Source organism: Pseudomonas gingeri (assembly GCF_013385425.1).
Classification (GTDB): domain Bacteria; phylum Pseudomonadota; class Gammaproteobacteria; order Pseudomonadales; family Pseudomonadaceae; genus Aquipseudomonas; species Aquipseudomonas gingeri_D.
On sequence record NZ_JACAQA010000004.1, the window covers coordinates 1 to 22,385 of the forward strand.

Below are 22,385 nucleotides of genomic sequence, written 5' to 3' on the forward strand. Positions count from 1 at the left end.
GGGGTTTATGGGGCGCTTACAATCCAGTTATCCAGCCCCTTTTTCCAAATGAGGCTGCCGTAGGTCAGCTTGCCTGAGCGGATGAGGGCGACTATTTGTTGTTCATTGGCGACCTGACGCTGGCCTTTCTCTTCGTAAAACCATTGCTCACTGCTTGTTGCTTCCGGCATGGAAAGTTCCTTGGTTTTGGTGTGGGCATAAATAGATGATTAACAGCCTTTTAGGTTGATTTTTAGTCTGTTGAGTTATCCGTGTCAATGGGGTGATTAACAACTATTTAGGTTGAGATTGGAAGGTGCTGTGATAGATACTGATCAGAAGTCTTTGGCTGGCGGGGTAGGTCGTGCGATTGCTAAGCAGCGCATTCGCAGTGGCTTGACGCAGAAGGTGTCGGCCGAACGTTTGGGCATCGGCAACGAAGCCGTTTCCCGCATTGAGCGAGGTGTGGTCGTGCCCAATATTGAGAGGTTGGCGGAGTTCGCAAGCATTTGCGAAGGGGCGGATCTGCTGACTGAGGCCAGTCCATGCCCAGATGATCAGGCAGCCCGGATTGGTCGGTTGCTATCGCAGCTGGATGATGAGGACCGACAGATGGTCGTGGAGTTGGTTGAATGCCTGGCTGAGCGACTGAAGAAGGGTGAGTCGTTGTAAGGGGGACTTTCTGCGCCCGCCCCTTGATCGAACCTGGCACCACTGCGTAAACAGAGACAGTCGTAGTGGCTGAACTGATATTTCTGCACGTCCTGGGCAAACGCAGTTATAGCGTTGCATCCAGCTATTGCGCCGGCGAGCGGTTTTTTCACCTTCACGTTGAGCCGCACGTTCGATGTCGCGAGCGGCTAGAGGATCTACACCGTCGCTCAACTGGCTGCATTTGACGCTGTCTTCAAGTCTGGCTTTCTTGAGACTCACTTCAGGAAACGAGCCTAAACCCATCTCCCTACGACGGCCTGCCAGTTGAAAGCGAAGCAGCCAGGATTTACGCCCGGTAGGTTTGACGACCAAGCGAAGCCCATCACCATCTTCGTAGGTGCCGGGTTCGGTCAGGTTTTCGACTTGTTTCGGATTCAGCTTACCCGTTGATTTTCCTCTGTCGTCCCTTTTACCCCCCCCACTTCATCGTCGGATGAGGTCAAATGGTGTTGAACACCATCGGGCAGGGGCCTGCCTGAACCCCCCGGAATAGCTAGGCTATCGGCAGAATTCTCGGATGGGATAGGCTTATTTCGGACAATTAAAAAGCCGGCTTGTGGCCGGCTTCTCGGGGACGGGTTTGGCTTATTTTTGGTAAGCCTCGCTCGCCTTCAAAATGTACATCCAGAGCAAATCTGGTTGTGGGACACCACGCAGTTGTCTCGCGCCGTGTCGTGGGCAATGTGGCCTGCTGGAAGCAGGACGCTGCCCAAATGTGCCGCGCAGGATACCGGCATTTACGACAGATTCCCAGCGAAAACCACACGCCAGAGCTGTCGTTTTCAGACAAGAGATGTCTTGTCCCCTATTTTGAGGGCACCGGCGGCCGTCGCTTGTTCAATGTCGACCACCAGAACACCCAACCCAGTACCCGGATGTTCTGCTCGTCGATCTGTTCCGCCGTGAACACTTCGTCCGGGTACTCGGCGCTGTTATGGCTGCGCAGCCGCAAGGCCCCCGCCGGCAGGCGATAGACATACTTCACCCGCAGCATGCCGTCGTGCTCCAGCGCGTAGATTTCGCCGTCCACCACCTGGGTCAGGCTGCGGTCGATGGCAATGGTGGAGCCGTCCTGGATCTTTTCTGCCATGCTGTTGCCGGTCATGGGCGCGCAGATGGCCTGGTCCGGCTCGACACCCATGGCCTGCAGGATGCGATAGGGCAGGCGTACCTTGCGCCCAGGGATGATCGCAACCTGAGTCAGGCTTGATCCGGGGGCCGTTGGCGTCTCCTTGTACAGCGGCACTTGCACATCGTTGCGCTCGGTTGCTGCCAGCTCGTCACGGGCCGAGTAGGGCTCCTTGCCATGGAGAGGCTGCGCTTCTTCATCCTGAGCTTCGTTGCTCGAGCTGCCGGGGTGCTTGGGTCCGTCGCCGTTGCGCAGCCAGCGGCTATTGACGCACAACAACTCGGCTATCTCGTCCAGTCGCGCCATGGGAATGCCGCGCTTGAACCAGTTATTGACGTGCTGCGGCGTCACTTGCCGGTTGGCAGCGAAGTCCGAAGCAGATAGGTGGCACTCCCGCAGGAGGGCCCTTAAGCGATCGCCTGATGTATTCATGAACACGGAGTTTACTGGCGTGCTACACCTGTTTAAATAAACGAGGTGTTCAAAAATTGTCCCGGCCAGCACACGAACTGATTGGGTTTGTTCAGAATTCCTACACTCAAATAGCTGAATCTGAGTCGTTGTGTTTATTCATTAAAACTCTTGTTTGTTTATTGGTAAACAGGCACAAAAAACCCCGGCAAGCCGGGGTTTTTCAGTTCGCGCCAGGGCGCGGCGGATCAGCCCTTGTAAGCGGTGACCGACTTCATGATTTCGGCGCGGGCGGCTTCGGCATCGCCCCAACCTTCGATCTTCACCCACTTGCCTTTTTCGAGATCCTTGTAGTTCTCGAAGAAGTGCTTGATCTGCTCCAGCAGCAGCGGTGGCAGGTCGGTGTATTCCTTCACGTCGACGTACAGCTGGGACAGCTTGTCGTGCGGGACCGCGAGGACCTTGGCGTCGCCGCCGCCGTCGTCGGTCATGTGCAGGATGCCGACCGGACGGGCACGGATGACCGAGCCTGGGGTGACCGGGTACGGGGTCACGACCAGCACGTCGAGGGGGTCGCCGTCGTCAGCCAGGGTATTGGGGATGAAACCGTAGTTGGCCGGGTAGAACATCGGGGTGGCCATGAAACGGTCAACGAACAGGCAATCGCTGTCTTTGTCGATTTCGTATTTGATCGGCGCGTGGTTGGCCGGAATCTCGATCGCGACGTAGATGTCGTTCGGCAGGTCTTTGCCAGCCGGAATCTTGCTGTAGCTCATTGGGCGATGCCCCCGTTGGTTGATCAGAAAACTTGGCCGGTTTGACCAAAAAGTGGCGGGGATTATAGGCATATTCCGGGACCGATGCCACGGGCGGCGGGACGTGTGGAATACCACCTTGGTCGGGGGCTGCCGGGTAGTGTGAGGTCCTGAAGTCCTGTGGTGTGCCGACGACCGCTATCGCCGGCAAGCCGGCTCCTACTGGTGGGGAGTGGCGCTCGGGCCTTGTGCTTCGGGCTGGTAGCGTGGGTCGTGGGCTTGCAGATGCTGCAGCCGCGCCAGCGGGTCCTGGCGGTAGAACGCGCGCAATTGCTCGTACACCTGCGGGTAGGCCGTGGCCAGGATATCCGGGGCACTGAAGAAATATTCGCTGGTCACCGCGAAGAATTCCGCCGGGTTTTCCGCGGCATAAGGATCAATCGCGGTATCGGCGTCGGGGTTGCGGTCCAGTTGGCGATTGAGGTCATCGTAGGCGTGTTGCATGACCTTGGCCCATTCGCCTACGCGCATGTCGCCGTGCAACGGTGGTAGGCCGTTGGCGCTGCCGCTGAGCATATCGAGCTTGTGCGCCAGTTCGTGGATCACCAGGTTGTAGCCCTCCCAGCCGCCGCTGGCCTGTACGCCGGGCCACGCCAGGATGATCGGGCCCTGTTGCCAGGCTTCGCCGCTGTGCTCGGCATCCCATTCGTGCTCCACGCCGCTGGCGTCACGATGGCGCTGGGGGCTGAGGAAGTCGTCCGGGTAGAGGACGATTTCATGGAAGCCCTGGTACCAGTTCAAGTCCCCCAGGTGCAACAGGGGCAGTTGTGCCTGGGCCGCCAGCAGCAGGCGGCGTTCCTGGTTCAGCTCGACGCCCGGCAAGGCGCTCAGGTGCTTGTCGTCGAGGAACAGCACGCTGTGTTCTCGCAGCCAGCGATCCTCGGCATCGCTCAGGCCGTCGAGGAAGCTCAGGTGTTCGCGGACCCGTTGCCAGGTTTCATCGGCAACGGGGTGGCGGGCCAGGGTTCGCCGGCGACGCCAGGCACTCAGCGACCACACGGGATCAGTGGGTGCCGGCTTTGGACGCGGCGTTGCCGAAGCGGCTGCGGACCACGCCGATGATCATCGGCAGCAGCGACAGCAGGATGATGCCAACGACCAGCAGCGACAGGTTTTTCTTGATGAACGGTACGTTGCCGAAGAAATAACCCAGGGTGACCAGGCCGCCGACCCAGAAAATGGTGCCGAGGATGCTGAACATGAAGAAACGCGGGTAAGGCATTTTGCCAACGCCGGCGACGAACGGTGCGAAGGTCCGCAGGATCGGCAGGAAGCGCGCCAGGGTCACGGTCTTGCCGCCATGGCGATCATAGAAGTCGTGGGTCTTCTGCAGATAGTCGCGGCGGAAGATCTTCGAGTTCGGGTTGCTGAAGAGCTTCTCGCCCGCCGTTCGGCCGATGATGTAGTTGGTGCTGTCGCCGAGAATCGCCGCCAGCATCAGCAGGCCGGCCAGCAGTACCGGGTCCATGCCACCGCCCGCGGCCACCGCGCCGGCGATGAACAGCAGCGAATCGCCCGGCAGGAACGGCATCACCACCAGGCCGGTTTCGCAGAAGATCACCAGGAACAGGATGGCGTAGATCCAGGGCCCGTAGTTGTTCACCAGCATGTCGAGGTAGACATCGAGATGCAGGACTATGTCGATCGGGTTGAAATCCATGGGTGGCACCTGTGTGGACGGTCCGACTCGGCGGACCCGTGCAAGGAAAATAGATAGGCGTAGTTAACTACAAGGAATGTAGTTTTTTCGTACATTCCGTGGGAAAGCGGGATTATAAGAGTTGGGGAGATTTCTGCCTGCTGAGTTTGTAGCGGGGGATGTCGGGCGAAGATTATGCACGTGGCCGTGAGAGCGCCGGTCGACGCTCGACTGCCAGTGATGGCGATGTGGTATTCACTACCGCTATCGCTGGCAAGCCAGCTCCTACAGAGCGCGTGTGATGATCACTTTTCGTCGATCGGCAGCACGTAGTTCTTGAATTCGCTGTCTTCGCGAAAACCAATGGATTCGTAGGTTTTCTGCGCTACCAGGTTGTTGCTGCTGGTGGACACGCGCAGACGAACGGCATGGGTGTCACGGGCCATTTTCTTCGCCGTGCGCATCAGGTTGTCGGCCACCAGCTGGCGACGGGCGTCCTCGGCGACGTAGATATCGTTGAGGATCCACACGCGCTTGAGTGAGAGCGAAGAAAAGCTTGGGTACAGCTGGCAGAAACCGAGCACCTTTTTGTCGTCATCGTCGGCCAACGCCAGGTAAATCACCGACTCTTTGCGGCGCAGGCGTTTTTCCAGGAAGCTACGGGACGAATCAGGGAAGGGCAGTGCACCGTAGAATTCACGGTATTTGACGAACAGGGGCGTCAGCAGGTCCAGATGTTCCAGGGTCGCTTGAGTAATCCGCATAGATCAGGCCTCAACTTCGTGGATATGACGGCAAACGGTTCACTCGGGCAGCCGTGGTGTCGATGCTGCCCAAAGCGCGGGAAAAGCGCAATCCGGATGACGGTCAGTCTTGGGGCGGGCCCAGTAGGAAGTTGCCGTTTGAATGGACATCCGAATCACTCTCCAGCGTTTGCACTTGAGCCTCGTCCTTGAGATTGACCCCCGATAATTGTCGGCGGCAGGCTTCTTTCATCAGGTACAGCAGTTTGTGCGCGGCCATGCCGTAACTCATGCCCTCCAGACGCACGTTGGAGATGCAGTTGCGGTAGGCGTCGGTCAGGCCGACTTTTGGATTATAGGTGAAATACAAACCCAGGCTGTCCGGCGAACTCAGACCGGGGCGTTCGCCGATCAGGATCACGGTCATTTTCGCACCGAGCAATTCGCCGATTTCGTCAGCCACCGCGACTCGTCCCTGTTCCACCAGGATCACTGGCGACGTCGACCAGCCTTCGGCCTGGATCTGCTCCTCCAGGCGGTTGAGGAAGGGCAGGGTATGCCGATGCACCGCCAGCGCCGACAGGCCGTCGGCCACGACAATGGCCAGGTCGATACCGTCGGGATGGGCCAGGGCATGCTCGCGTAGCTGTTGGGCCGACGCGCTGTTGAGCTTGCGACCCAGATCCGGGCGTTGCAGGTAGCTGTGGCGGTCGTCGGCAGCACTGTGCAGCAGCAGGGTTTCCCGCCCACGCTCGGCGAGTTGGGCGCTCAAGCCGGCGTGGTCGAACGGCAGGTGCACGGCGTCGCGGGCCTGGGCGTGGGCGAACTGGAAATCCAGTTGTGCGCGGGTGGGCAGGCTGGTGCCGGTACGTCCCAGGGCGATACGCGCCGGGGTCAGGCGACGCAGTTGCAGCCAGGGATTGTCGTTGTCGATCTCGTTGGCCATGTTGTTCATCCGAGCTGCGCCAGTGCCTGGCGAAACGCCGGGGGCAGGCTGTTGCCAAAGTGCACCTTGCCGTCGGCCTGGGTAAAGATGCCCATCTTCGCCAGCCACTGTTCGAACTCCGGCGCGGGCTTGAGGCCCAGGGTCTGGCGGGCATACAAGGCGTCGTGGAACGAGGTGGTCTGGTAGTTGAGCATGATGTCGTCGGAGCCGGGAATACCCATGATGAAGTTGATCCCGGCCACCCCCAGCAGGGTCAGCAGGGTGTCCATATCGTCCTGGTCGGCTTCGGCGTGGTTGGTATAGCAGATGTCGCAGCCCATGGGCACGCCCAGCAGCTTGCCGCAGAAGTGGTCTTCGAGACCGGCGCGGATGATCTGCTTGCCGTTGTAGAGGTATTCCGGGCCGATAAAGCCGACCACGGTGTTGACCAGGAAGGGTTTGAAATGCCGGGCCACGGCATAGGCGCGGGTTTCGCAGGTCTGCTGGTCGACGCCGAAGTGGGCGTTGGCCGACAGCGCGCTGCCCTGGCCGGTTTCGAAATACATCAGGTTTTGCCCGAGGGTGCCGCGATTCAGGCTCAGGCCGGCGTCGTAGCCTTCCTGCAGGACGCTCAGGCTGATGCCGAAACTGGCGTTGGCCGCTTCGGTGCCGGCAATCGACTGGAACACCAGGTCCAGGGGCACGCCACGGTTGATCGCCTCGATGGAGGTGGTGACGTGGGTCAGCACGCAGGCCTGGGTGGGGATTTCGTAACGTTTGATGACCGCGTCGAGCATGTTCAGCAGGTCGCAGATCGAGCTCAGGCTGTCGGTGGCCGGGTTGATGCCGATCATGGCGTCGCCGTTGCCGTAGAGCAGGCCGTCGAGGACGCTGGCGGCAATGCCGGCCGGATCGTCCGTGGGGTGGTTGGGTTGCAGGCGGGTCGACAGGCGACCGCGCAGGCCCAGGGTGCCGCGGAATTGGGTCACCACGCGGATTTTTTGCGCCACCAGCACCAGGTCCTGGACGCGCATGATCTTCGACACGGCGGCGGCCATTTCCGGGGTCAGGCCCGGGGCCAGGGCGCGCAGGCTCTGTTCGTCGGCGGCGTCGCTGAGTAGCCAGTCGCGCAGGCCGCCGACGGTCAGGTGGCTGACGACGGCGAAGGCCTGTTTGTCGTGGGTGTCGACGATCAGCCGGGTGACTTCATCGGATTCGTAGGGGATCAGCATTTCCTCGAGGAAATGCTTGAGGGGAATATTGGCCAGGGCCATCTGGGCCGCGACCCGTTCGCCGTCATTGAGGGCGGCGACCCCGGCCAGGAAATCACCGGAGCGGGCGGGGCTGGCCTTGGCCATGACATCCTTGAGGCTGTCGAAGCGGTAGGTCTGGGCGCCGACGGAATGGGCGAATGTGGCCATGGGGCGGTGTCCTCCTGAACTTTAACGATAACCCTTCCTTGTAGGAGACGGCTTGCTGGCGATGGCGGCCGACCAGGCGATGCATGTCTTGCTGGCCTCATCGCCAGCAAGCCGGCTCCTACAGTTCAGCGGTGTTCATATGTACAGCGCCGGGGCGCAGGGCGCCCCGTGCTGGTGCAATCAGTTACCTGTGAGCATAGCGTCCGCCGGTGCGTCCGAGCGCTGGCTGGCGGTCAGCTGGAAGTAGATGAAGCCCACCGCCATGAAGCCGAGGAAAATCAGGCCGATCAGGGTGTTGAACCAGGCCATCGCGATCAGGCACACCACCGCCAGGACCAGCGCGATACCCGGGATGATCGGGTAGCCCGGCGCGCGGAAGCTGCGCTCCAGGTTTGGCTCGGTTTTACGCAGCTTGAACAGGCTCAGCATACTGATGATGTACATCACAATGGCACCGAATACCGACATGGTGATCATCGCCGCCGTCAGACTCATGCCTTGCAGGTTGACCAGTCCGTCGCTGTAGATCGCCGCGATGCCGATCACACCGCCGGCCAGGATGGCCCGGTGCGGGGTCTGGAAGCGCGACAGCTTGGCCAGCGAGCGTGGCAGGTAACCGGCCCGGGCCAGGGCGAAGAACTGCCGTGAGTAACCGAGGATGATCCCGTGAAAGCTGGCCACCAGGCCGAACAGGCCGATCCACACCAGCATATGCATCCAGCTGGAGTTATTGCCGACCACTGCTTTCATCGCCTGGGGCAACGGGTCGTTGATGTTCGACAGCTGGCGCCAGTCGCCGACGCCGCCGGCCATCACCATCACGCCGAGGGCCAGGAACACCAGGGTCAGAATGCCGCCGACATAGGCCTTGGGAATGGTGCGCTTGGGGTCCTTGGCCTCTTCGGCGGCCATGGCCGCGCCTTCGATGGCGAGGAAGAACCAGATCGCGAAGGGGATCGCGGCGAAGATGCCGGGGATCGAATCGATGCTGAAGTTGGTTGAGCCGGACCAGCCGTTGAGCACGAAATTGCTGAAGCTGAAGCCCGGCGCGACCACGCCCATGAAGACCAGCAACTCGGCCACCGCGAGCACCGTCACCACCAGTTCGAAGGTGGCGGCAATGCTGACGCCGAGGATATTCAGGCCCATGAACACCACATAGGCTCCGACGGCGGCGAGGCGCGGGTCGAGGTCTGGGTACTGGACATTGAGGTAGGCGCCGATGGCCATGGCGATGGCCGGCGGGGCGAAGACGAACTCGATCAGGGTGGCGATCCCCGCGATCAGGCCGCCGCGTTCGCCAAAGGCCCGGCGGCTATAGGCAAAAGGCCCGCCGGCATGGGGAATCGCGGTGGTCAGTTCGGTGAAGCTGAAGATGAAGCAGGTGTACATGGTCGCCACCAGCAGGGTGGTGACGAGGAAGCCCATGGTGCCGGCGATCCCCCAGCCATAGCTCCAGCCGAAGTATTCGCCGGAGATCACCAGGCCCACGGCGATGCCCCAGAGGTGCAGGGTGCCGAGGGTGGGTTTGAGTTCGGTTTGGGTTGTCATAAGTCCTCGCTTGTCATTTTTATTGTTTGGGTGTTGGACTTGCGGGTATCGATTTTCGGTACAGCGTGCACGCAAAGCCCGTGCCAGAGCGGCCAGGCGTTATTTTCAGGGTGTCAGTGACGGCCTCTTCGCGGCGGTTCGGCGCCCCGACAAGCCCTGCTCCTACAATGTAGTGTCGTACCCGAGAGGGCGTACAACACGAAACCTGTAGGAGCCTGGCTTGCCAGCGAAGGCGGCCTCAGGGTTTAGAAGAACCCAAGTGGATTGATGTCATAGCTCACCAGCAGGTTCTTGGTCTGCTGGTAATGATCGAGCATCATTTTGTGGGTTTCGCGACCCACGCCGGACTTCTTGTAGCCGCCGAACGCCGCATGCGCCGGGTACAGGTGGTAGCAGTTGGTCCAGACGCGACCGGCCTTGATTGCCCGGCCCACGCGGTAGGCGCGGTTGATATCGCGGGTCCACAGGCCCGCACCGAGACCGAACTCGGTGTCGTTGGCAATCGCCAGGGCTTCGGCTTCGTCCTTGAAGGTGGTGATGCTCACCACCGGGCCAAAGATTTCTTCCTGGAACACGCGCATCTTGTTGGTGCCCTTGAGCAGGGTCGGCTGGATGTAATAGCCGGTGGCCAGATCCCCTTCGAGCTTCTGCACCTGGCCGCCAGTCAGCAACTGCGCGCCTTCCTGCTTGGCGATTTCCAGGTAGGAGAGGATCTTGTCGAACTGCTGCTCGGAAGCCTGGGCGCCGACCATGGTGTCGGTGTCCAGCGGGTCGCCCCGTTTGATCTGCTCGACTTTCTTCATCACCACTTGCATGAACTCGTCGTAGATCGACTCTTCAATCAGGGCGCGGGATGGGCAGGTACAGACTTCGCCCTGGTTGAAGAAGGCCAGGACCAGGCCTTCGGCGGCCTTTTCGATAAAGCTCGGCTCGGCTTTCATGATGTCGGCGAAGAAGATGTTCGGCGACTTGCCGCCCAGCTCCACGGTGGACGGGATGATGTTCTCGGCCGCGCATTTCATGATGTGCGAGCCGACCGGAGTCGAGCCGGTAAAGGCGATCTTGGCGATGCGCTTGCTGGTGGCCAGGGCTTCGCCGGCTTCTTTGCCGAACCCTTGCACCACGTTCAGCACGCCAGGTGGCAGCAGGTCGCCGATCAGTTCCATCAGCACGGTGATGCCCAGCGGGGTCTGCTCGGCCGGCTTGAGTACCACGCAGTTGCCGGCGGCCAGGGCCGGAGCGAGTTTCCAGGCGGCCATCAGCAGCGGGAAGTTCCACGGGATGATCTGCCCGACCACGCCCAGCGGTTCGTGGATGTGATAGGCCACGGTGTTGCCGTCGATTTCCGCGGCGCTGCCTTCCTGGGCCCGCAGGCAACCGGCGAAGTAACGGAAATGGTCAGCGGCCAGCGGGATGTCGGCGTTGAGGGTTTCGCGCACGGCCTTGCCGTTGTCCCAGCTTTCGGTGATGGCCAGCAGTTCGAGGTTCTGTTCGATACGGTCGGCGATTTTCAGCAGGGCCAGCGAGCGCGCCTGGGCCGAGGTGGCGCCCCAGGCATCGGCGGCGGCATGGGCGGCGTCGAGGGCCTTGTCGATATCCTTGGCGTTGGAACGGGGGAATTCGGCAATGGCCTTGCCATTGACCGGGGAGGTGTTGGTGAAATACTGGCCGTCGACAGGCGCGACGAATTCGCCATTGATGTAGTTGCCGTACTTGGACTTGAACGTAACGATGGCGCCGGCAGTACCAGGGTGGGCGTAACGCATGGTGTGTGTCTCCTTGGCTATTGTGCTTATAAGGGAGTACGCGCTTGAGCGCTTCATAAGCGTAGAGCAAAGGTCGGGCCAGTGCGTCGAGGTCCGGGTTCCAGAGCGGTTGCCGGGTGTCTCCGGTGACAGATGGCGGGGGTGTTGCAACAGGGATGACACAGCCAGGGTGACAGTTTGTACCGTGATTGGCACAGCCTGTGACTCGGCGGTCGCGGGGTGATTGCATTGCTCGTGGCGCTGGAGGATGCTGGGCATCCAGACGAACGTGCATCAACGGCTGAACACCCCTGTAGGAGCGAGCTTGCTCGCGATGGACGTCAACGATGATGCGGGCGCCCTGACACCCTCAGTGGTTGGACCATCATTGCGAGCAAGCTCGCTCCTACAGGGGTGGGGAGAATAATAAGAAATGCAGAACAACCATCTGAGTCGCCATGCCCAGCAGGTGCTGACCGTGACCCAGGGCAAGGCCCATCCGGGCGGTCCCGGCAGTGATCCGTCCATCGCCCGCTCCTGGCTGCGCTGCCTGGAGGACTATCACCTCGACCCCTCGCTGAGCATCGCGCCCACCGTGCTTGAGCACGGTCGCCTGCTGGAAAGCCGCGAGCACCTGCGTCAGGTCCTGCAGATTGCCGGTAATGAAATGACCAGCCTGCACCAGCAACTCTCCGGTGCCGGCCACGCGGTGCTGCTCACCGATGCCCGCGGGGTGATCCTCAACTGTGTCACCGCGCCCGCCGAACGCAAGATCTTCGAGCGCGCCGGCCTCTGGCTCGGCGCCGACTGGAGCGAGGCCTGCGAAGGCACCAACGGCATCGGCACCTGTCTGGTGGAACGCCAGTCCCTGACCATCCATCAGGATGAACATTTCCGTGGCCGCCACACTGGCCTGACCTGCTCCGCCAGCCCGGTCTTTGATCCCCATGGCGAATTGATGGCGGTGCTCGACGTGTCCTCAGCCCGCCCGGACGTGTCGCGCCAGAGCCAGTTCCACACCATGGCGCTGGTCAATCTCTCGGCGAAGATGATCGAGAGCTGCTATTTCCTCCGGCATTACGACAACCACTGGCTGCTGCGCTTCCACTTGCAGGCCGAGTCGGTGGGGCTGTTCAGCGAAGGGTTGTTGGCGTTCGACGGCGAAGGTCGGATCAGTGCCGTCAACCAGAGTGCCCTGAACCTGTTGGGGCAGGGGCGTGGCGGTTTGTTGGGCCAGCCGGTGGAGGCGTTCTTCGATTGCTCACTGGATGAACTGCTCGGTCGCGCCAGTGCCCAGGCCAGTGCCAGTTGGCCACTGCGTACCCGTGATGGCCGTGCCTTGTTCGCGGTGTTGCGCGGTCAGCCACGCAGCGTGCCCAAGGCGCTGGCACCGGCACCGGCACCGCTGGAGCGGCCGAAGCTGTCCAATATCTGCCTCGGCGATCCGGCCTTGCAGACGGATTTTCGTCGGGCGCTACGGGTTTTCGAGCGTGATGTGCCCTTGCTGATCAACGGCGAAACCGGTTCGGGCAAGGAGGCCTTCGCCAAGGCGGTGCACCAGGCCAGCCAGCGTGCCGAGAAAGCCTTTGTCGCCCTCAACTGCGCGGCGATTCCAGAAAGCCTGATCGAAAGCGAACTGTTCGGTTATCGCGGCGGCAGCTTTACCGGCGCGCGCAAGGAAGGTATGCGCGGCAAGCTGCAACAGGCCGATGGTGGCACGTTGTTTCTCGATGAGATCGGCGATATGCCGCTGGCCTTGCAGACCCGCTTGCTGCGGGTGCTGGAGGATCGCCAGGTGGTGCCCATCGGCGGCGAGCCGGAGGCGGTCAATGTGCGGATTATCAGCGCCACGCACCGTAACCTGATGGCGCGGGTCGGCGATGGCAGTTTCCGCGAGGATTTGTACTACCGGCTCAATGGGCTGGAAGTCGGCTTGCCGGCGTTACGTGAGCGCAGCGACAAGTCGCAATTGCTGGATTTCCTGCTGGCGGAGGAGGCCGGTGAGCAGGCCGTACTGATCGACGCTGCCGCGCGTCAGGCGCTGCTGGCGTTCGAATGGCCGGGCAATGTGCGGCAGATGCGTACGGTGTTGCGCACGCTGGCGGCGTTGTGCGAGGACGGCCGGATCGGTCTTGAGGACCTGCCGGTGCTGATCCGACAGGCGCGACCGAGCTTGGGCGCGATGGCGATTGACACGCCGTCCGGACATCTCCTCGAAGACGCCGAGCGCCTGGCTTTGCAGAGCGCTCTGGAACAGCAGCGCTGGCACATGACCCACACGGCCGAGCAACTGGGGGTCAGTCGCAACACCCTGTATCGCAAGTTGCGCAAGCATGGGATTGTGCGTTAGGACCGCGCCTCAGCGAAACAGAAAGTCAGGAAGATCGTCCCCGAAGAAATCATCGTCCTGCTCCCTGGCCATCTGGTAGGCCCTCTGTTCCTTGAGCCAGGCTTTCAAGGTTTTGGGGTCCTTGATTGCTTCGCACAGACTTTCCAGGGACTGAGTGTCGAGAAGGAGTCGATTGAACTGTATCTGATACTTGCGGTGCATGTTCTTGGGGGTGACATTGTCATACGGTTCGATACTGAACTGTTCCTTGAACGCCCATTCCATTGCACGGACTTCCAACTCCAGCTCGTTCAGTTGTTCCGTCAGTACCTGATTGTAATGCTTGAGTCGGGCACTGGGCAGTGCGTTGATATTAGCGGCGTCGATCTGCTCGATTTCCAGTTGCAATTGCAGCAACTCCAACAGATTGCGCTCGGCGTAGGCCAGGTTGACTCGCTGCATCAGCGCGGTCTTGCGTTCGCGTTCGGTCGGGTCGATTTCGCGGTCCGGGTGCAGGGCGCTGGCCAGTTTGCGATAGACTTCACGTACCGATTGGCTGGCTTCGTCAGCGGTCTTTTCCTCGCGTAGCTGTTGCGCGCTTTTCTTGCCTGGTTTTTGCTGTTGAGCGGCCTGCTCGGCCTGCCAATGCTCCTGGACTTTTTGGGCGACCGCCTCTTCGTCGCGCAAATCGACATCGTCGCCCAGTTCTATACCGAAAATTTCATGCAGCCCTTGTTTGAGAAACTCATCCTCCTCGCGGGACATCTCATCGAAGTCGCCATGGCTGTGCTTGTTGTACAGCGCCTTCAGGGCTTCGTCGTTCTCTCCATCCATCGAGGATGAAGCCAACTCGCGGATTTCGGTGCTCAGGGTCTGGCGATCGGTTTTCGACAGTTTTACCCGGGTACTGGCCTCGTCCAGAATATGCAGCAGCTCGATGTTACCTTGATGGAACTCATCGAGCAGTGGTTTGAAATCATTGTTCCAGCGCTCCAGATAGAGGGGCATGGCTGTTTCCCAAGCCTGAAGCACCTCGCGCTGGTTTTCGATTTTCTTGATCAGGGTGTTGAATTTTCGCTGTCCGGCGGACAATTTTTTCCGGGGGCCGGAACCGGGCATGATGTTGAGTGCGGAGGAAGTGTTTTTCATCATTTGAGTCCAAGCGTCAGGTCAAAACGAGACATTATTATCAATAGATTGTCACGGCAGACATATTACGAAGTTTGTGGGATGGATCTGATTTTTTCCGTGATCACTCGGGGCCCCGAAGGGATGATGTGTGCCGGTCGGCCAGCCAAAACACCACGTGCGAATTTCCGTACCCTGGGCTAACCTGCGGCCAGGTTTTACGAGGTCGACTATGCACATTCATATTCTGGGTATCTGCGGTACGTTCATGGGTTCGATGGCCGTGCTGGCCAAGGAGCTGGGCCATCACGTCACCGGTTCCGATGCCAACGTCTATCCGCCGATGAGCACCCAGCTCCAGGCCCAGGGCATTGAACTGACCCAGGGCTACGATCCGGCACAACTCGATCCGGCCCCGGACCTGGTGGTGATCGGCAATGCCATGTCCCGTGGCAATCCGGCGGTCGAATACGTCTTGAACAAGGGCCTGCCCTATGTGTCCGGCCCGCAGTGGCTGGCGGACCATGTGCTGCAAGGCCGCTGGGTCCTGGCCGTGGCCGGCACCCACGGCAAGACCACCACCAGCAGCATGCTCGCCTGGGTGCTGGAGCACGCCGGCATGAGCCCGGGTTTCCTGATCGGCGGCGTGCCGCAGAATTTCTCGGTCTCGGCCCGCCTGGGCAGCACGCCATTCTTCGTGATCGAAGCCGACGAGTACGACAGCGCCTTTTTCGACAAGCGCTCCAAGTTCGTCCACTACCGCCCGCGCACTGCGATCCTGAACAACCTGGAGTTCGATCACGCGGATATTTTCCCGGATCTGGCGGCGATCGAGCGGCAGTTCCACCATCTGGTGCGGACCATTCCGAGCGAAGGCCTGGTGATTCACCCGACCACCGAGCCGGCCTTGCAGCGCGTCATCGATATGGGCTGCTGGACCCCGGTGCAGACCACCGGTGCCGGCGGTCAGTGGCAGGTCAAGCTGCTCAGCGAAGACGGCTCGCGCTTTGACGTGATGTTCGAAGGCCTGGCCCAAGGCACGGTCGAGTGGGACCTCACTGGCCAGCACAACGTTGCCAATGCCCTGGCCACCCTGGCGGCGGCGCGGCATGTCGGTGTGGTGCCGGCCATGGGTATTGCCGCCCTCAGCGCGTTCAAGAGCGTGAAGCGGCGGATGGAAAAGGTCGCCGAGGTCCACGGCGTGACGATCTACGACGACTTCGCCCACCACCCGACGGCCATCGCCACCACCCTGGATGGCCTGCGCAAGAAAATCGGCGATGCCCCATTGATCGCCATTATCGAGCCGCGCTCCAACTCGATGAAGCTTGGTGCCCACCGTGATGGTTTGCCGGACAGCGTGGTCCAGGCCGATCAGGTGATCTGGTATGCGCCGGCCAATCTCGGTTGGGACCTGGGTGCCACTGCGGCGCTGTGCTCGGTGCCGTCCATCGTCAGCGATTCCCTGGAAGGCATTATCGAACGGGTGAAAAGCCAGGCCAAACCCGGCACCCACGTGGTGATCATGAGCAACGGCGGCTTCGGCGGCCTGCACGGCAAACTGGCCGAGGCGCTGCAATGAACAACGGACCGGAACGCATCACTTTGGCGATGACCGGCGCTTCCGGCGCGCCCTATGGCCTGCGCCTGCTCGACTGCCTGGTGCGCGAGGACCGCGAGGTGCATTTTCTGATCTCCAAGGCCGCGCAGTTGGTCATGGCCACGGAGACCGATGTGGCGCTGCCGGCCAAGCCGCAGATGATGCAGGCTTTCCTCACGGAATATACCGGCGCGGCGGCCGGACAGATCCGGGTGTATGGCAGGGAAGACTGGATGTCGCCGGTGGCCTCGGGCTCCGGCGCACCGGCGGCGATGGTGGTGGTGCCCTGTTCCACCGGGACTTTGTCGGCGATTGCCACGGGGGCCTGCAACAACCTGATCGAGCGGGCGGCGGATGTCACTCTCAAGGAGCGCCGTCAGTTGATCCTGGTGCCGCGCGAGGCGCCGTATTCGAGCATTCATCTGGAGCATATGCTCAAACTGTCGAATATGGGCGTGACCATCCTGCCGGCGTCGCCGGGCTTTTATCATCAGCCGCAGACCATTGATGACCTGGTGGATTTTGTCGTGGCGCGGATTCTCAACCTGTTGAATATCCCCCAGGACATGCTGCCGCGTTGGGGCGAACACCATTTGAGCAGTGATGAGTAAGCCGCTGCTGTACCTGCTGCTGGTGTTGCAACTGGCCGGCTGTGCGACCGCGCGGACCCTGGACGCCGGCAAGGCCGGAGCCCCCATAGTGTATTCGGGGATGCGCCTGGATCTGTATGCGTTGCAGGGTGGTTGTTGCGCTTTTGACCGCTTTGGGGCTGAGGCGCCGAGCTATCCCGGGGTGGACCTGCCGGCCAGTGCGTTGCTGGATACGCTGTTGTTGCCGCTGTCGGTGTTGACGGTATTGGGCGTGGGGTATCAGGCGACGGGCGGGTTGTAGCTCCGAGTGACAACCTAACCTGTGGGAGCGGTGCTTGCCCGCGAAGCTTTTAGTGGCCTCACCGCCGTCTTCGCGGGCAAGCACCGCTCCCACAGGGTATGCATTCCATTGCTCTTCACGCAGGGTGGTGCTATTTGCCCAGCCGACGCAATTCGTCCGACTCGACAATCCGCACCCCATCCTGCTCTTCCAGCGCCAGGCGCCACAGCGCTCGCGCCAACTGGCAGGCCTCGATACCGCGATATTTCCCCGGAATCAGTTTCGACAGCGGTGCCGCCAACTGTTCCGCCAGGCGCGGCTCGACCCGCTCTCCCAGCAGCAACGAAGGACGGGCGATGGTCAGCTGCGGCCAGTTCTGCGCCCGCAGTGACTGTTCCATCTCGCCCTTGACCCGGCTGTAGAACACCTTGGATTTTGGATCGGCATCGATGGCACTGACCACGATCAGGTGCCGCGCGCCCATTTCCCGTGCGCGCTTGCCAAAGGCCACGACCATGTCATGGTCCACGGCGCGAAACGCTTCCTCGGAACCCGCCAGCTTGATGGTGGTGCCCAGGCAGCAGATGGCCAGATCCACGCGGCCACTCAACTGCGGCAGGAAAATCGCTGGATCGCCCACCGGATTTTCCAGGTGCGGATGTTCGGCCAACGGTCGGCGCGAGGGTGCCAGTACACGGGTAACCGTCGGCTCGTTGAGCAGGCGGTCGAGCAGATGTTCACCGGTCAGGCCGGTGGCTCCAGCGAGCAGGATATGCTGAGGCGTCAAGTACATAAAAGACCTCCCTTGATACAGTTCAGCTTAGTTGCTCTTGGCAGTCTTGCTGTCTAGCGAAGCGCTTTGCAACGCTTTTCGTGCCTGTTGTTTACGCAACGCTTGCCAATGTGCCAGCACGCCCTTGGGGGCCCAGATCTGCGGTTCCGACGCCTCGAAATTATCCGCCTGCTCGCGCTCGGCAACATGGGCCTTGGCCAGGGCGAAGGCTTGCTGCAGGTCGTCGGTCTGGTTCAGCGCCTGGGCGAACAGGGCGTCACCGAAATAGGTGAAATCCGCTTCCTCGGAACAGCCGAAGGAAACCCGGTCCTCGCGGGACGCGGTCATGATCAAGGTTCTTTCATCCTTGAGCGCCGGGATGAAGCCGCCGGAGTAGCAGGCGGAAATCACGATGACCTTGTCGCGGTTCTTCAGCGGTGCCAGCGCCGAGGCCAGTTCATCGGCCGGCAGGTCGGCCAGTTCCAGGCGTGGCTGATCCAGCACGAACTCGTGTTCATGGGTGCCATGACTGGTCAGGTAGATGAAGATCAGGTCTTCCGGCCCGCTGCGCTCGGCCAGGGTCTGGGCGGCGCGGCGCAGGTTCTCGCGGGTGGCCATCGGCCGATCGCCCAGGTGGTCGCGATGGTTCACCAGGCTGATCTGGCCATAGGCGCCGAAGCGGGTGGCGAGCATCTGGTTGACGTAATCGGCCTCGCGCATGAATACGCTTTGCTTGCCGTCGCCGGCCAGTACCAGGCTGTAGAGTTCGATCGCCGGGGTCGAGGCCGGCACGGCGGCCAGGGCTTTGTCCAGCAGCGGGCCCTGGGCCAGCAGGCCAAGCTCCAGCAGGTCGGGCAGCAGCTTGCCGTCGGCATCGCGGACCCGCTGGCCGTTGGTCCAGGTGCCGCTTTGCACACTGCCGTCGGCCAGGGTCAGGCTGCCACGACCGTTATAGGTGTCGCTGGCGAACTCGCCGATATAGACGCTGCCGTCGCCCAGGGTCAAATGCCCCTGGCCGTTGAAGCGCCACTCGCTGAATTCGCCGCGATAGTGGCTGCCGTCGACGCCGATCAGTTGGCCCTTGCCGCTGAGTACGCCGTCCTTGAATTCACCGATCCAGACATCGCCATCGGCATTTTCGTAGCGGCCCTTGCCATTGAGCTGGTTGCGCTTGAAACCGCCGGCATACTGGTCGCCGTCGGCGCTGTTGAAGGTGCCAACCCCTTCCAGTTGACCGTTGACGAAGTGGCCGGTGAACAGGTTGCCGTTGGCATCGCTGCGCTGCCCCTCGCCGTTGGGCTTGCCGTGGGCGAACTCGCCCTGGTATTGGCTGCCGTCTTCCAGTTCCAGATGGCCGAGGCCCGAGTACTGGTCGTCCTTGAATTCGCCGCGGTAGGTCATGCCGGCTTCTTTGAGCGTGCCTTCGCCATCGCGCCGGCCCTGCTTGAAGCCACCGGTGTAGACGCTGTCGTGCACGGTCAAGGTGCCCTGGCCGTGGAACAGGCCCTGCTGGAACTGACCCTTGTAGACCTCGCCATTGCTGCCGTGCCACTCGCCGTCGCCTTGCCACTGGCCATGGTCGAACTGGCCGGCGTACCAGCTGCCGCTGGGGTAGTCGATGCGACCCTGGCCTTGCAGCAGCCCATTGATCACTTCGCCGCGATAGCGACCGCCATCCGGCAGACGAGCGTCCGGCGGCAATAGCGATTCGCCATCACCGCAGGCGGTGAGCAGCAGGGTCAAAGCAAGGGGTACGAGTGGGCGCATAACGGGATCCGGATAATTAGGGGACCGAGTATGCCGTAGCAATATGGCGTGTCCAGTGTCCTGCACGAAACAGAGTGCACTCTGTTTCGTGAGTACGACGGATCAGACGAAGCAGAGTGACAGCGGTTCAGCGATATAAGCGGGTTTTTCCTGGCCTTCGATTTCCAGCGTGGCAGTGGCCTTGAGCAGCCATTGGCCGGGTTTTTTCTCGGTGACCTCGGTCAGTTCGACCTTGAGGCGCACCCGCGAGTCGACCTTCACCGGCTGGATGAAGCGCACGCTGTCCAGGCCGTAGTTGACCGCCATCTTCAGGCCTTCGGGCATGATGAAGATGTCTTCCATCAGTTTTGGAATCAGCGACAGCGACAGGAAACCGTGGGCGATGGTGCTGCCGAACGGGGTTTGCGCGGCCTTGACCGGGTCGACATGGATGAACTGATAGTCGCCGGTAGCTTCGGCGAACAGGTTGATCCGCGCCTGGTCGATGGTGAGCCATTCGGAATGTCCGAGTTCCTTGCCGACATAATCGTTGAGCTGCGCTACAGGTACATAGGGCATTGACACACTCCTTGGTCTATCGAGTTATCGGGCCTCGGGTTGCAGCCCTTGGCATCCACTGTAGATCATCATGGGACATGTGCCCGGTCAAGGCACCCTACCTTTGGTGAATGGCGCTATATGGGCGTGCTTATAATGCTGGCATCTTCAGGGGAGAGTTCGGATGTTGTTACGCGGCCTGACCTGGCTGGTGCTGTTTCAGTTGCTCGGCACCGCCCTCAATCATTTGTGTGTGCCGGTGTTGCCGGGGCCGATTATCGGCCTGTTGTTCCTGCTGGGGTTTCTGATGGTGCGTGGCGAAGTCAGTGCGCCGTTGAGTGAGGCGGCCTCCAGTTTGTTGCGTTATCTGCCGCTGTTGCTGGTGCCGCCGGCGGTGGGCGTGATGGTCTATGCCAGGCAGATCGCCGCGGACTTCTGGGCGATTGCCGGTGCGCTGGTGTTGTCGGTGTTGATCTCCATGGCATTTGTCGGGGTATTGATGAACGCCCTGATCAAGCGCCACGCCCGGCGCGGAGAGCAGCCATGAGTCTCGACTGGCAGGGGGCCTGGGCGTCGGTGATCCATCATCCGCTGTTCGGCATCGGTATTACCCTTGGCGCCTATCAACTGGTGCTGGCGGGTTTCGAGAAGACCCGCTGGGTGTTCCTGCAACCGGTCCTGGCCTCGATGGTGCTGGTGGTCGCCATCCTGTTGCTCTGTGGCCTGGAGTATGCCGAGTACCGCAAGAGCACCGAGATTCTCGGTATTCTGCTGGGGCCGGCCACGGTGGCGCTGGCCGTGCCGCTGTACCTGAACTTGCGGCGGATCCGGCAGTTGTTCTGGCCGATTTTTACTACGCTGGTGATTGGCGGGATACTGGCGACAGGCCTGGGGGTGTTGCTGGGCTGGCTGTTCGGGGCCGATCACATGATCCTGATGACCCTGTTGCCCAAGTCGGTGACTTCGCCCATCGCCATGCTGGTGGCCGAGCAGATCGGTGGCGTCGCGGCGCTGGCGGCGGTGTTCGTGTTGATCACCGGGGTCATCGGCGCCATTACCGGGCCCTGGTTGCTGACGCGGTTGGGTGTGCATGCAGCGGAAGCCCGGGGCATGGCCCTGGGCATGACCGCCCATGCGGTGGGGACCTCGGTCGCCTTGCAGGAAAGTGAAGAATGCGGCGCCTTCGCGGCGCTGGCGATGAGCCTGATGGGCGTGGCCACGGCAGTCTTGCTGCCGTTGGCGGTAACTTTGGTGGTTTAAGGAAATCGTTATGAGCCTGGCGTTGTTTCCCCTGAACACCGTGCTGTTTCCCGGTTGTATCCTCGATTTGCAGATTTTCGAGGCGCGGTACCTGGACATGATCAGTCGCTGCATGAAACAGGGCAGCGGTTTTGGCGTGGTCTGCATTCTCGAGGGGCAGGAGGTCGGCGATGCGCCGGAGGGCTTTGCCCTGGTCGGTTGTGAAGCGTTGATCCGCGATTTCCAGCAGCAGGACAACGGCTTGCTGGGCATTCGGGTCGAAGGCGGCCGGCGTTTCCGCGTGCTGAGCAGTGAGCTGCAACGCGATCAACTGACGGTCGCCGAGGTCGAGTGGCTGGATGAGGTTCCCGAGCAGCCGTTGCAGGACGAGGACGAAGACCTGGTGGCCCTGCTCAAGGCGCTGGCCGAACACCCGATGGTCGCGGCCCTGAACATGGGGGCCGAAGCGACCGGGCAGCAATCGTTGGCCAATCAGTTGGCCTATCTGCTGCCGTTTTCCGAACTGGACAAGATCGACCTGTTGGAACTGGATGATCCTCAACAGCGCCTGGATGCGATTCAGGTGTTATTGGACGAATTGCAAGGCGAGTTGTTTGCTTGAGTGGGCCCATGTAATGACATGGAATAACCGTTATATAAAAATAATCTGAAAACCTGTCAGAAATGACAGTAGCGCCGACAGGCGCAATGGATCCAGGATTGAACGGCAGAAATATGGAAGGCTCGCAGGACGAATGTTGTCCACGGACGAGCTTTTCGTCATTCAGTGACTGGGAATATTTGAAATGTCAGAGCATACGGAACACAAGGAACCCTCGTCGCACTCCGGGCCCAGAAAAGGTACGGTCAAGTGGTTCAATGATGCAAAAGGGTTCGGGTTTATCACGCCGGACGATGGGGCAGCAGATGTTTTTGTGCATTTCAGAGCCATCCAGGGCAGTGGTTTTAAAAGTCTCGCTGAAGGGCAGAAAGTGAGCTTTAAAACTACCCAGGGGCAAAAGGGTCTGCAAGCGGACGAAGTTCAAATACTTTGAGGTTCTGCTGCGTGGA

Annotated in this window: 23 protein-coding genes and 1 pseudogene; 9 read left to right on the plus strand and 15 right to left on the minus strand. The window is 61.0% G+C overall.

Features of this window, described 5'->3' with window-relative positions; genetic code table 11:
- Positions 1-5 precede the first annotated feature (5 nt).
- A complete protein-coding gene (locus HX830_RS05560; protein ID WP_177099257.1) occupies positions 6-170 on the minus strand; it encodes a GYF domain-containing protein in 165 nt (54 codons plus the stop codon).
- A 130-nt stretch (positions 171-300) separates the two neighbouring features.
- Here HX830_RS05560 and HX830_RS05565 point away from each other — a divergent pair, with 130 nt between their 5' ends.
- A complete protein-coding gene (locus tag HX830_RS05565) occupies positions 301-651 on the plus strand; it encodes a helix-turn-helix domain-containing protein (RefSeq protein ID WP_177099258.1) in 351 nt (116 codons plus the stop codon).
- 144 nt (positions 652-795) lie between these two features.
- On the opposite strand, the pseudogene HX830_RS05570 reads toward HX830_RS05565, so the two are convergent.
- The 10 genes and pseudogenes from HX830_RS05570 to exaC form a co-directional block, all read right to left on the minus strand.
- Positions 796-1,071: pseudogene (locus HX830_RS05570) on the minus strand (Arm DNA-binding domain-containing protein); the annotation flags it as partial.
- 427 nt (positions 1,072-1,498) lie between these two features.
- Positions 1,499-2,254 (minus strand): LexA family transcriptional regulator, encoded by a 756-nt coding sequence (locus tag HX830_RS05575; RefSeq protein WP_177099259.1) that lies wholly within the window; start codon positions 2,252-2,254, stop codon positions 1,499-1,501.
- 227 nt (positions 2,255-2,481) lie between these two features.
- Complete coding sequence (gene ppa, locus HX830_RS05580; RefSeq protein WP_177099260.1) at positions 2,482-3,009, minus strand: inorganic diphosphatase; 528 nt, start codon at positions 3,007-3,009, stop codon at positions 2,482-2,484.
- A gap of 198 nt (positions 3,010-3,207) precedes the next feature.
- The gene (locus tag HX830_RS05585; RefSeq protein ID WP_177099261.1) at positions 3,208-4,047 is read right to left on the minus strand and encodes a zinc-dependent peptidase; all 840 of its coding nucleotides are present in this window, start codon (positions 4,045-4,047) and stop codon (positions 3,208-3,210) included.
- A 4-nt stretch (positions 4,048-4,051) separates the two neighbouring features.
- Entirely contained in the window at positions 4,052-4,708 is a 657-nt protein-coding gene (locus tag HX830_RS05590; RefSeq protein WP_103498203.1) for a DedA family protein, read from the minus strand.
- A 284-nt stretch (positions 4,709-4,992) separates the two neighbouring features.
- Positions 4,993-5,451: a GNAT family N-acetyltransferase gene (locus HX830_RS05595; protein ID WP_152741721.1), complete on the minus strand. Its 459-nt coding sequence runs from the start codon at positions 5,449-5,451 to the stop codon at positions 4,993-4,995.
- Between the two features lie 103 nt (positions 5,452-5,554).
- The gene (gene eutC / locus HX830_RS05600) at positions 5,555-6,385 is read right to left on the minus strand and encodes an ethanolamine ammonia-lyase subunit EutC (protein ID WP_177099262.1); all 831 of its coding nucleotides are present in this window, start codon (positions 6,383-6,385) and stop codon (positions 5,555-5,557) included.
- Positions 6,382-7,776, minus strand: a complete 1,395-nt coding sequence (locus tag HX830_RS05605) for an ethanolamine ammonia-lyase subunit EutB (protein WP_103498206.1) — start codon at positions 7,774-7,776, stop codon at positions 6,382-6,384. Before HX830_RS05605 ends, eutC begins: the two co-directional genes overlap by 4 nt.
- Before the next feature lie 180 nt (positions 7,777-7,956).
- Positions 7,957-9,327, minus strand: coding sequence for an ethanolamine permease (eat, locus tag HX830_RS05610; RefSeq protein WP_177099263.1), 1,371 nt, complete (start codon positions 9,325-9,327; stop codon positions 7,957-7,959).
- 245 nt (positions 9,328-9,572) lie between these two features.
- Entirely contained in the window at positions 9,573-11,093 is a 1,521-nt protein-coding gene (exaC, locus tag HX830_RS05615; protein ID WP_177099264.1) for an acetaldehyde dehydrogenase ExaC, read from the minus strand.
- A gap of 412 nt (positions 11,094-11,505) precedes the next feature.
- On the opposite strand from exaC, the gene HX830_RS05620 reads away from it, so the two are divergent.
- Positions 11,506-13,422 (plus strand): sigma-54-dependent Fis family transcriptional regulator, encoded by a 1,917-nt coding sequence (locus HX830_RS05620; protein WP_177099265.1) that lies wholly within the window; start codon positions 11,506-11,508, stop codon positions 13,420-13,422.
- Between the two features lie 9 nt (positions 13,423-13,431).
- Here the strand turns inward: HX830_RS05620 and HX830_RS05625 are convergent, their stop codons facing one another.
- Complete coding sequence (locus HX830_RS05625) at positions 13,432-14,550, minus strand: molecular chaperone DnaJ (protein WP_152741726.1); 1,119 nt, start codon at positions 14,548-14,550, stop codon at positions 13,432-13,434.
- 211 nt (positions 14,551-14,761) lie between these two features.
- On the opposite strand from HX830_RS05625, the gene mpl reads away from it, so the two are divergent.
- The 3 genes from mpl to HX830_RS05640 are packed head-to-tail and all read left to right on the plus strand — an operon-like array spanning position 14,762 to position 17,020.
- Complete coding sequence (gene mpl / locus HX830_RS05630) at positions 14,762-16,111, plus strand: UDP-N-acetylmuramate:L-alanyl-gamma-D-glutamyl-meso-diaminopimelate ligase (protein ID WP_177099267.1); 1,350 nt, start codon at positions 14,762-14,764, stop codon at positions 16,109-16,111.
- A complete protein-coding gene (ubiX, locus tag HX830_RS05635; protein ID WP_177099268.1) occupies positions 16,108-16,740 on the plus strand; it encodes a flavin prenyltransferase UbiX in 633 nt (210 codons plus the stop codon). The genes mpl and ubiX overlap by 4 nt, the downstream gene beginning before the upstream one ends.
- Positions 16,733-17,020, plus strand: coding sequence for a YceK/YidQ family lipoprotein (locus HX830_RS05640; RefSeq protein WP_177099269.1), 288 nt, complete (start codon positions 16,733-16,735; stop codon positions 17,018-17,020). The genes ubiX and HX830_RS05640 overlap by 8 nt, the downstream gene beginning before the upstream one ends.
- A gap of 130 nt (positions 17,021-17,150) precedes the next feature.
- Here HX830_RS05640 and HX830_RS05645 read toward each other — a convergent pair whose 3' ends face one another.
- The 3 genes from HX830_RS05645 to HX830_RS05655 form a co-directional block, all read right to left on the minus strand.
- Complete coding sequence (locus HX830_RS05645; RefSeq protein WP_103495797.1) at positions 17,151-17,792, minus strand: NAD(P)H-binding protein; 642 nt, start codon at positions 17,790-17,792, stop codon at positions 17,151-17,153.
- Between the two features lie 27 nt (positions 17,793-17,819).
- Positions 17,820-19,538: a C13 family peptidase gene (locus tag HX830_RS05650; protein WP_103495798.1), complete on the minus strand. Its 1,719-nt coding sequence runs from the start codon at positions 19,536-19,538 to the stop codon at positions 17,820-17,822.
- A 102-nt stretch (positions 19,539-19,640) separates the two neighbouring features.
- A complete protein-coding gene (locus HX830_RS05655; protein ID WP_103495799.1) occupies positions 19,641-20,096 on the minus strand; it encodes a MaoC family dehydratase in 456 nt (151 codons plus the stop codon).
- 163 nt (positions 20,097-20,259) lie between these two features.
- Between HX830_RS05655 and HX830_RS05660 the strand changes: the two genes are divergently transcribed.
- The 4 genes from HX830_RS05660 to HX830_RS05675 all read left to right on the plus strand — a co-directional run bounded on the left by HX830_RS05660 (position 20,260) and on the right by HX830_RS05675 (position 22,369).
- Complete coding sequence (locus HX830_RS05660; RefSeq protein WP_177099270.1) at positions 20,260-20,622, plus strand: CidA/LrgA family protein; 363 nt, start codon at positions 20,260-20,262, stop codon at positions 20,620-20,622.
- Complete coding sequence (locus tag HX830_RS05665; protein WP_177099271.1) at positions 20,619-21,335, plus strand: LrgB family protein; 717 nt, start codon at positions 20,619-20,621, stop codon at positions 21,333-21,335. Before HX830_RS05660 ends, HX830_RS05665 begins: the two co-directional genes overlap by 4 nt.
- Positions 21,336-21,345: 10 nt before the next feature.
- Positions 21,346-21,936 carry an LON peptidase substrate-binding domain-containing protein gene (locus HX830_RS05670; protein ID WP_103495802.1) on the plus strand — a complete coding sequence of 197 codons (591 nt, stop codon included), beginning with the start codon at positions 21,346-21,348 and terminating at the stop codon, positions 21,934-21,936.
- A gap of 184 nt (positions 21,937-22,120) precedes the next feature.
- Positions 22,121-22,369, plus strand: a complete 249-nt coding sequence (locus tag HX830_RS05675) for a cold-shock protein (RefSeq protein WP_152741731.1) — start codon at positions 22,121-22,123, stop codon at positions 22,367-22,369.
- The last annotated feature ends 16 nt before the right edge of the window (positions 22,370-22,385 follow it).

Excerpts from the sequence above, each read along its gene's own strand:
- HX830_RS05560 (WP_177099257.1), bottom strand. The coding sequence starts at position 170 with ATGCCGGAAGCAACAAGCAGTGAGCAATGGTTTTACGAAGAGAAAGGC.
- HX830_RS05575 (WP_177099259.1), bottom strand. The coding sequence starts at position 2,254 with ATGAATACATCAGGCGATCGCTTAAGGGCCCTCCTGCGGGAGTGCCAC.
- ppa (WP_177099260.1), bottom strand. The coding sequence starts at position 3,009 with ATGAGCTACAGCAAGATTCCGGCTGGCAAAGACCTGCCGAACGACATC.
- HX830_RS05590 (WP_103498203.1), bottom strand. The coding sequence starts at position 4,708 with ATGGATTTCAACCCGATCGACATAGTCCTGCATCTCGATGTCTACCTC.
- HX830_RS05595 (WP_152741721.1), bottom strand. The coding sequence starts at position 5,451 with ATGCGGATTACTCAAGCGACCCTGGAACATCTGGACCTGCTGACGCCC.
- eutC (WP_177099262.1), bottom strand. The coding sequence starts at position 6,385 with ATGAACAACATGGCCAACGAGATCGACAACGACAATCCCTGGCTGCAA.
- HX830_RS05605 (WP_103498206.1), bottom strand. The coding sequence starts at position 7,776 with ATGGCCACATTCGCCCATTCCGTCGGCGCCCAGACCTACCGCTTCGAC.
- eat (WP_177099263.1), bottom strand. The coding sequence starts at position 9,327 with ATGACAACCCAAACCGAACTCAAACCCACCCTCGGCACCCTGCACCTC.
- exaC (WP_177099264.1), bottom strand. The coding sequence starts at position 11,093 with ATGCGTTACGCCCACCCTGGTACTGCCGGCGCCATCGTTACGTTCAAG.
- HX830_RS05620 (WP_177099265.1), top strand. The coding sequence starts at position 11,506 with ATGCAGAACAACCATCTGAGTCGCCATGCCCAGCAGGTGCTGACCGTG.
- HX830_RS05625 (WP_152741726.1), bottom strand. The coding sequence starts at position 14,550 with ATGAAAAACACTTCCTCCGCACTCAACATCATGCCCGGTTCCGGCCCC.
- mpl (WP_177099267.1), top strand. The coding sequence starts at position 14,762 with ATGCACATTCATATTCTGGGTATCTGCGGTACGTTCATGGGTTCGATG.
- ubiX (WP_177099268.1), top strand. The coding sequence starts at position 16,108 with ATGAACAACGGACCGGAACGCATCACTTTGGCGATGACCGGCGCTTCC.
- HX830_RS05640 (WP_177099269.1), top strand. The coding sequence starts at position 16,733 with ATGAGTAAGCCGCTGCTGTACCTGCTGCTGGTGTTGCAACTGGCCGGC.
- HX830_RS05645 (WP_103495797.1), bottom strand. The coding sequence starts at position 17,792 with ATGTACTTGACGCCTCAGCATATCCTGCTCGCTGGAGCCACCGGCCTG.
- HX830_RS05650 (WP_103495798.1), bottom strand. The coding sequence starts at position 19,538 with ATGCGCCCACTCGTACCCCTTGCTTTGACCCTGCTGCTCACCGCCTGC.
- HX830_RS05655 (WP_103495799.1), bottom strand. The coding sequence starts at position 20,096 with ATGCCCTATGTACCTGTAGCGCAGCTCAACGATTATGTCGGCAAGGAA.
- HX830_RS05660 (WP_177099270.1), top strand. The coding sequence starts at position 20,260 with ATGTTGTTACGCGGCCTGACCTGGCTGGTGCTGTTTCAGTTGCTCGGC.
- HX830_RS05665 (WP_177099271.1), top strand. The coding sequence starts at position 20,619 with ATGAGTCTCGACTGGCAGGGGGCCTGGGCGTCGGTGATCCATCATCCG.
- HX830_RS05670 (WP_103495802.1), top strand. The coding sequence starts at position 21,346 with ATGAGCCTGGCGTTGTTTCCCCTGAACACCGTGCTGTTTCCCGGTTGT.
- HX830_RS05675 (WP_152741731.1), top strand. The coding sequence starts at position 22,121 with ATGTCAGAGCATACGGAACACAAGGAACCCTCGTCGCACTCCGGGCCC.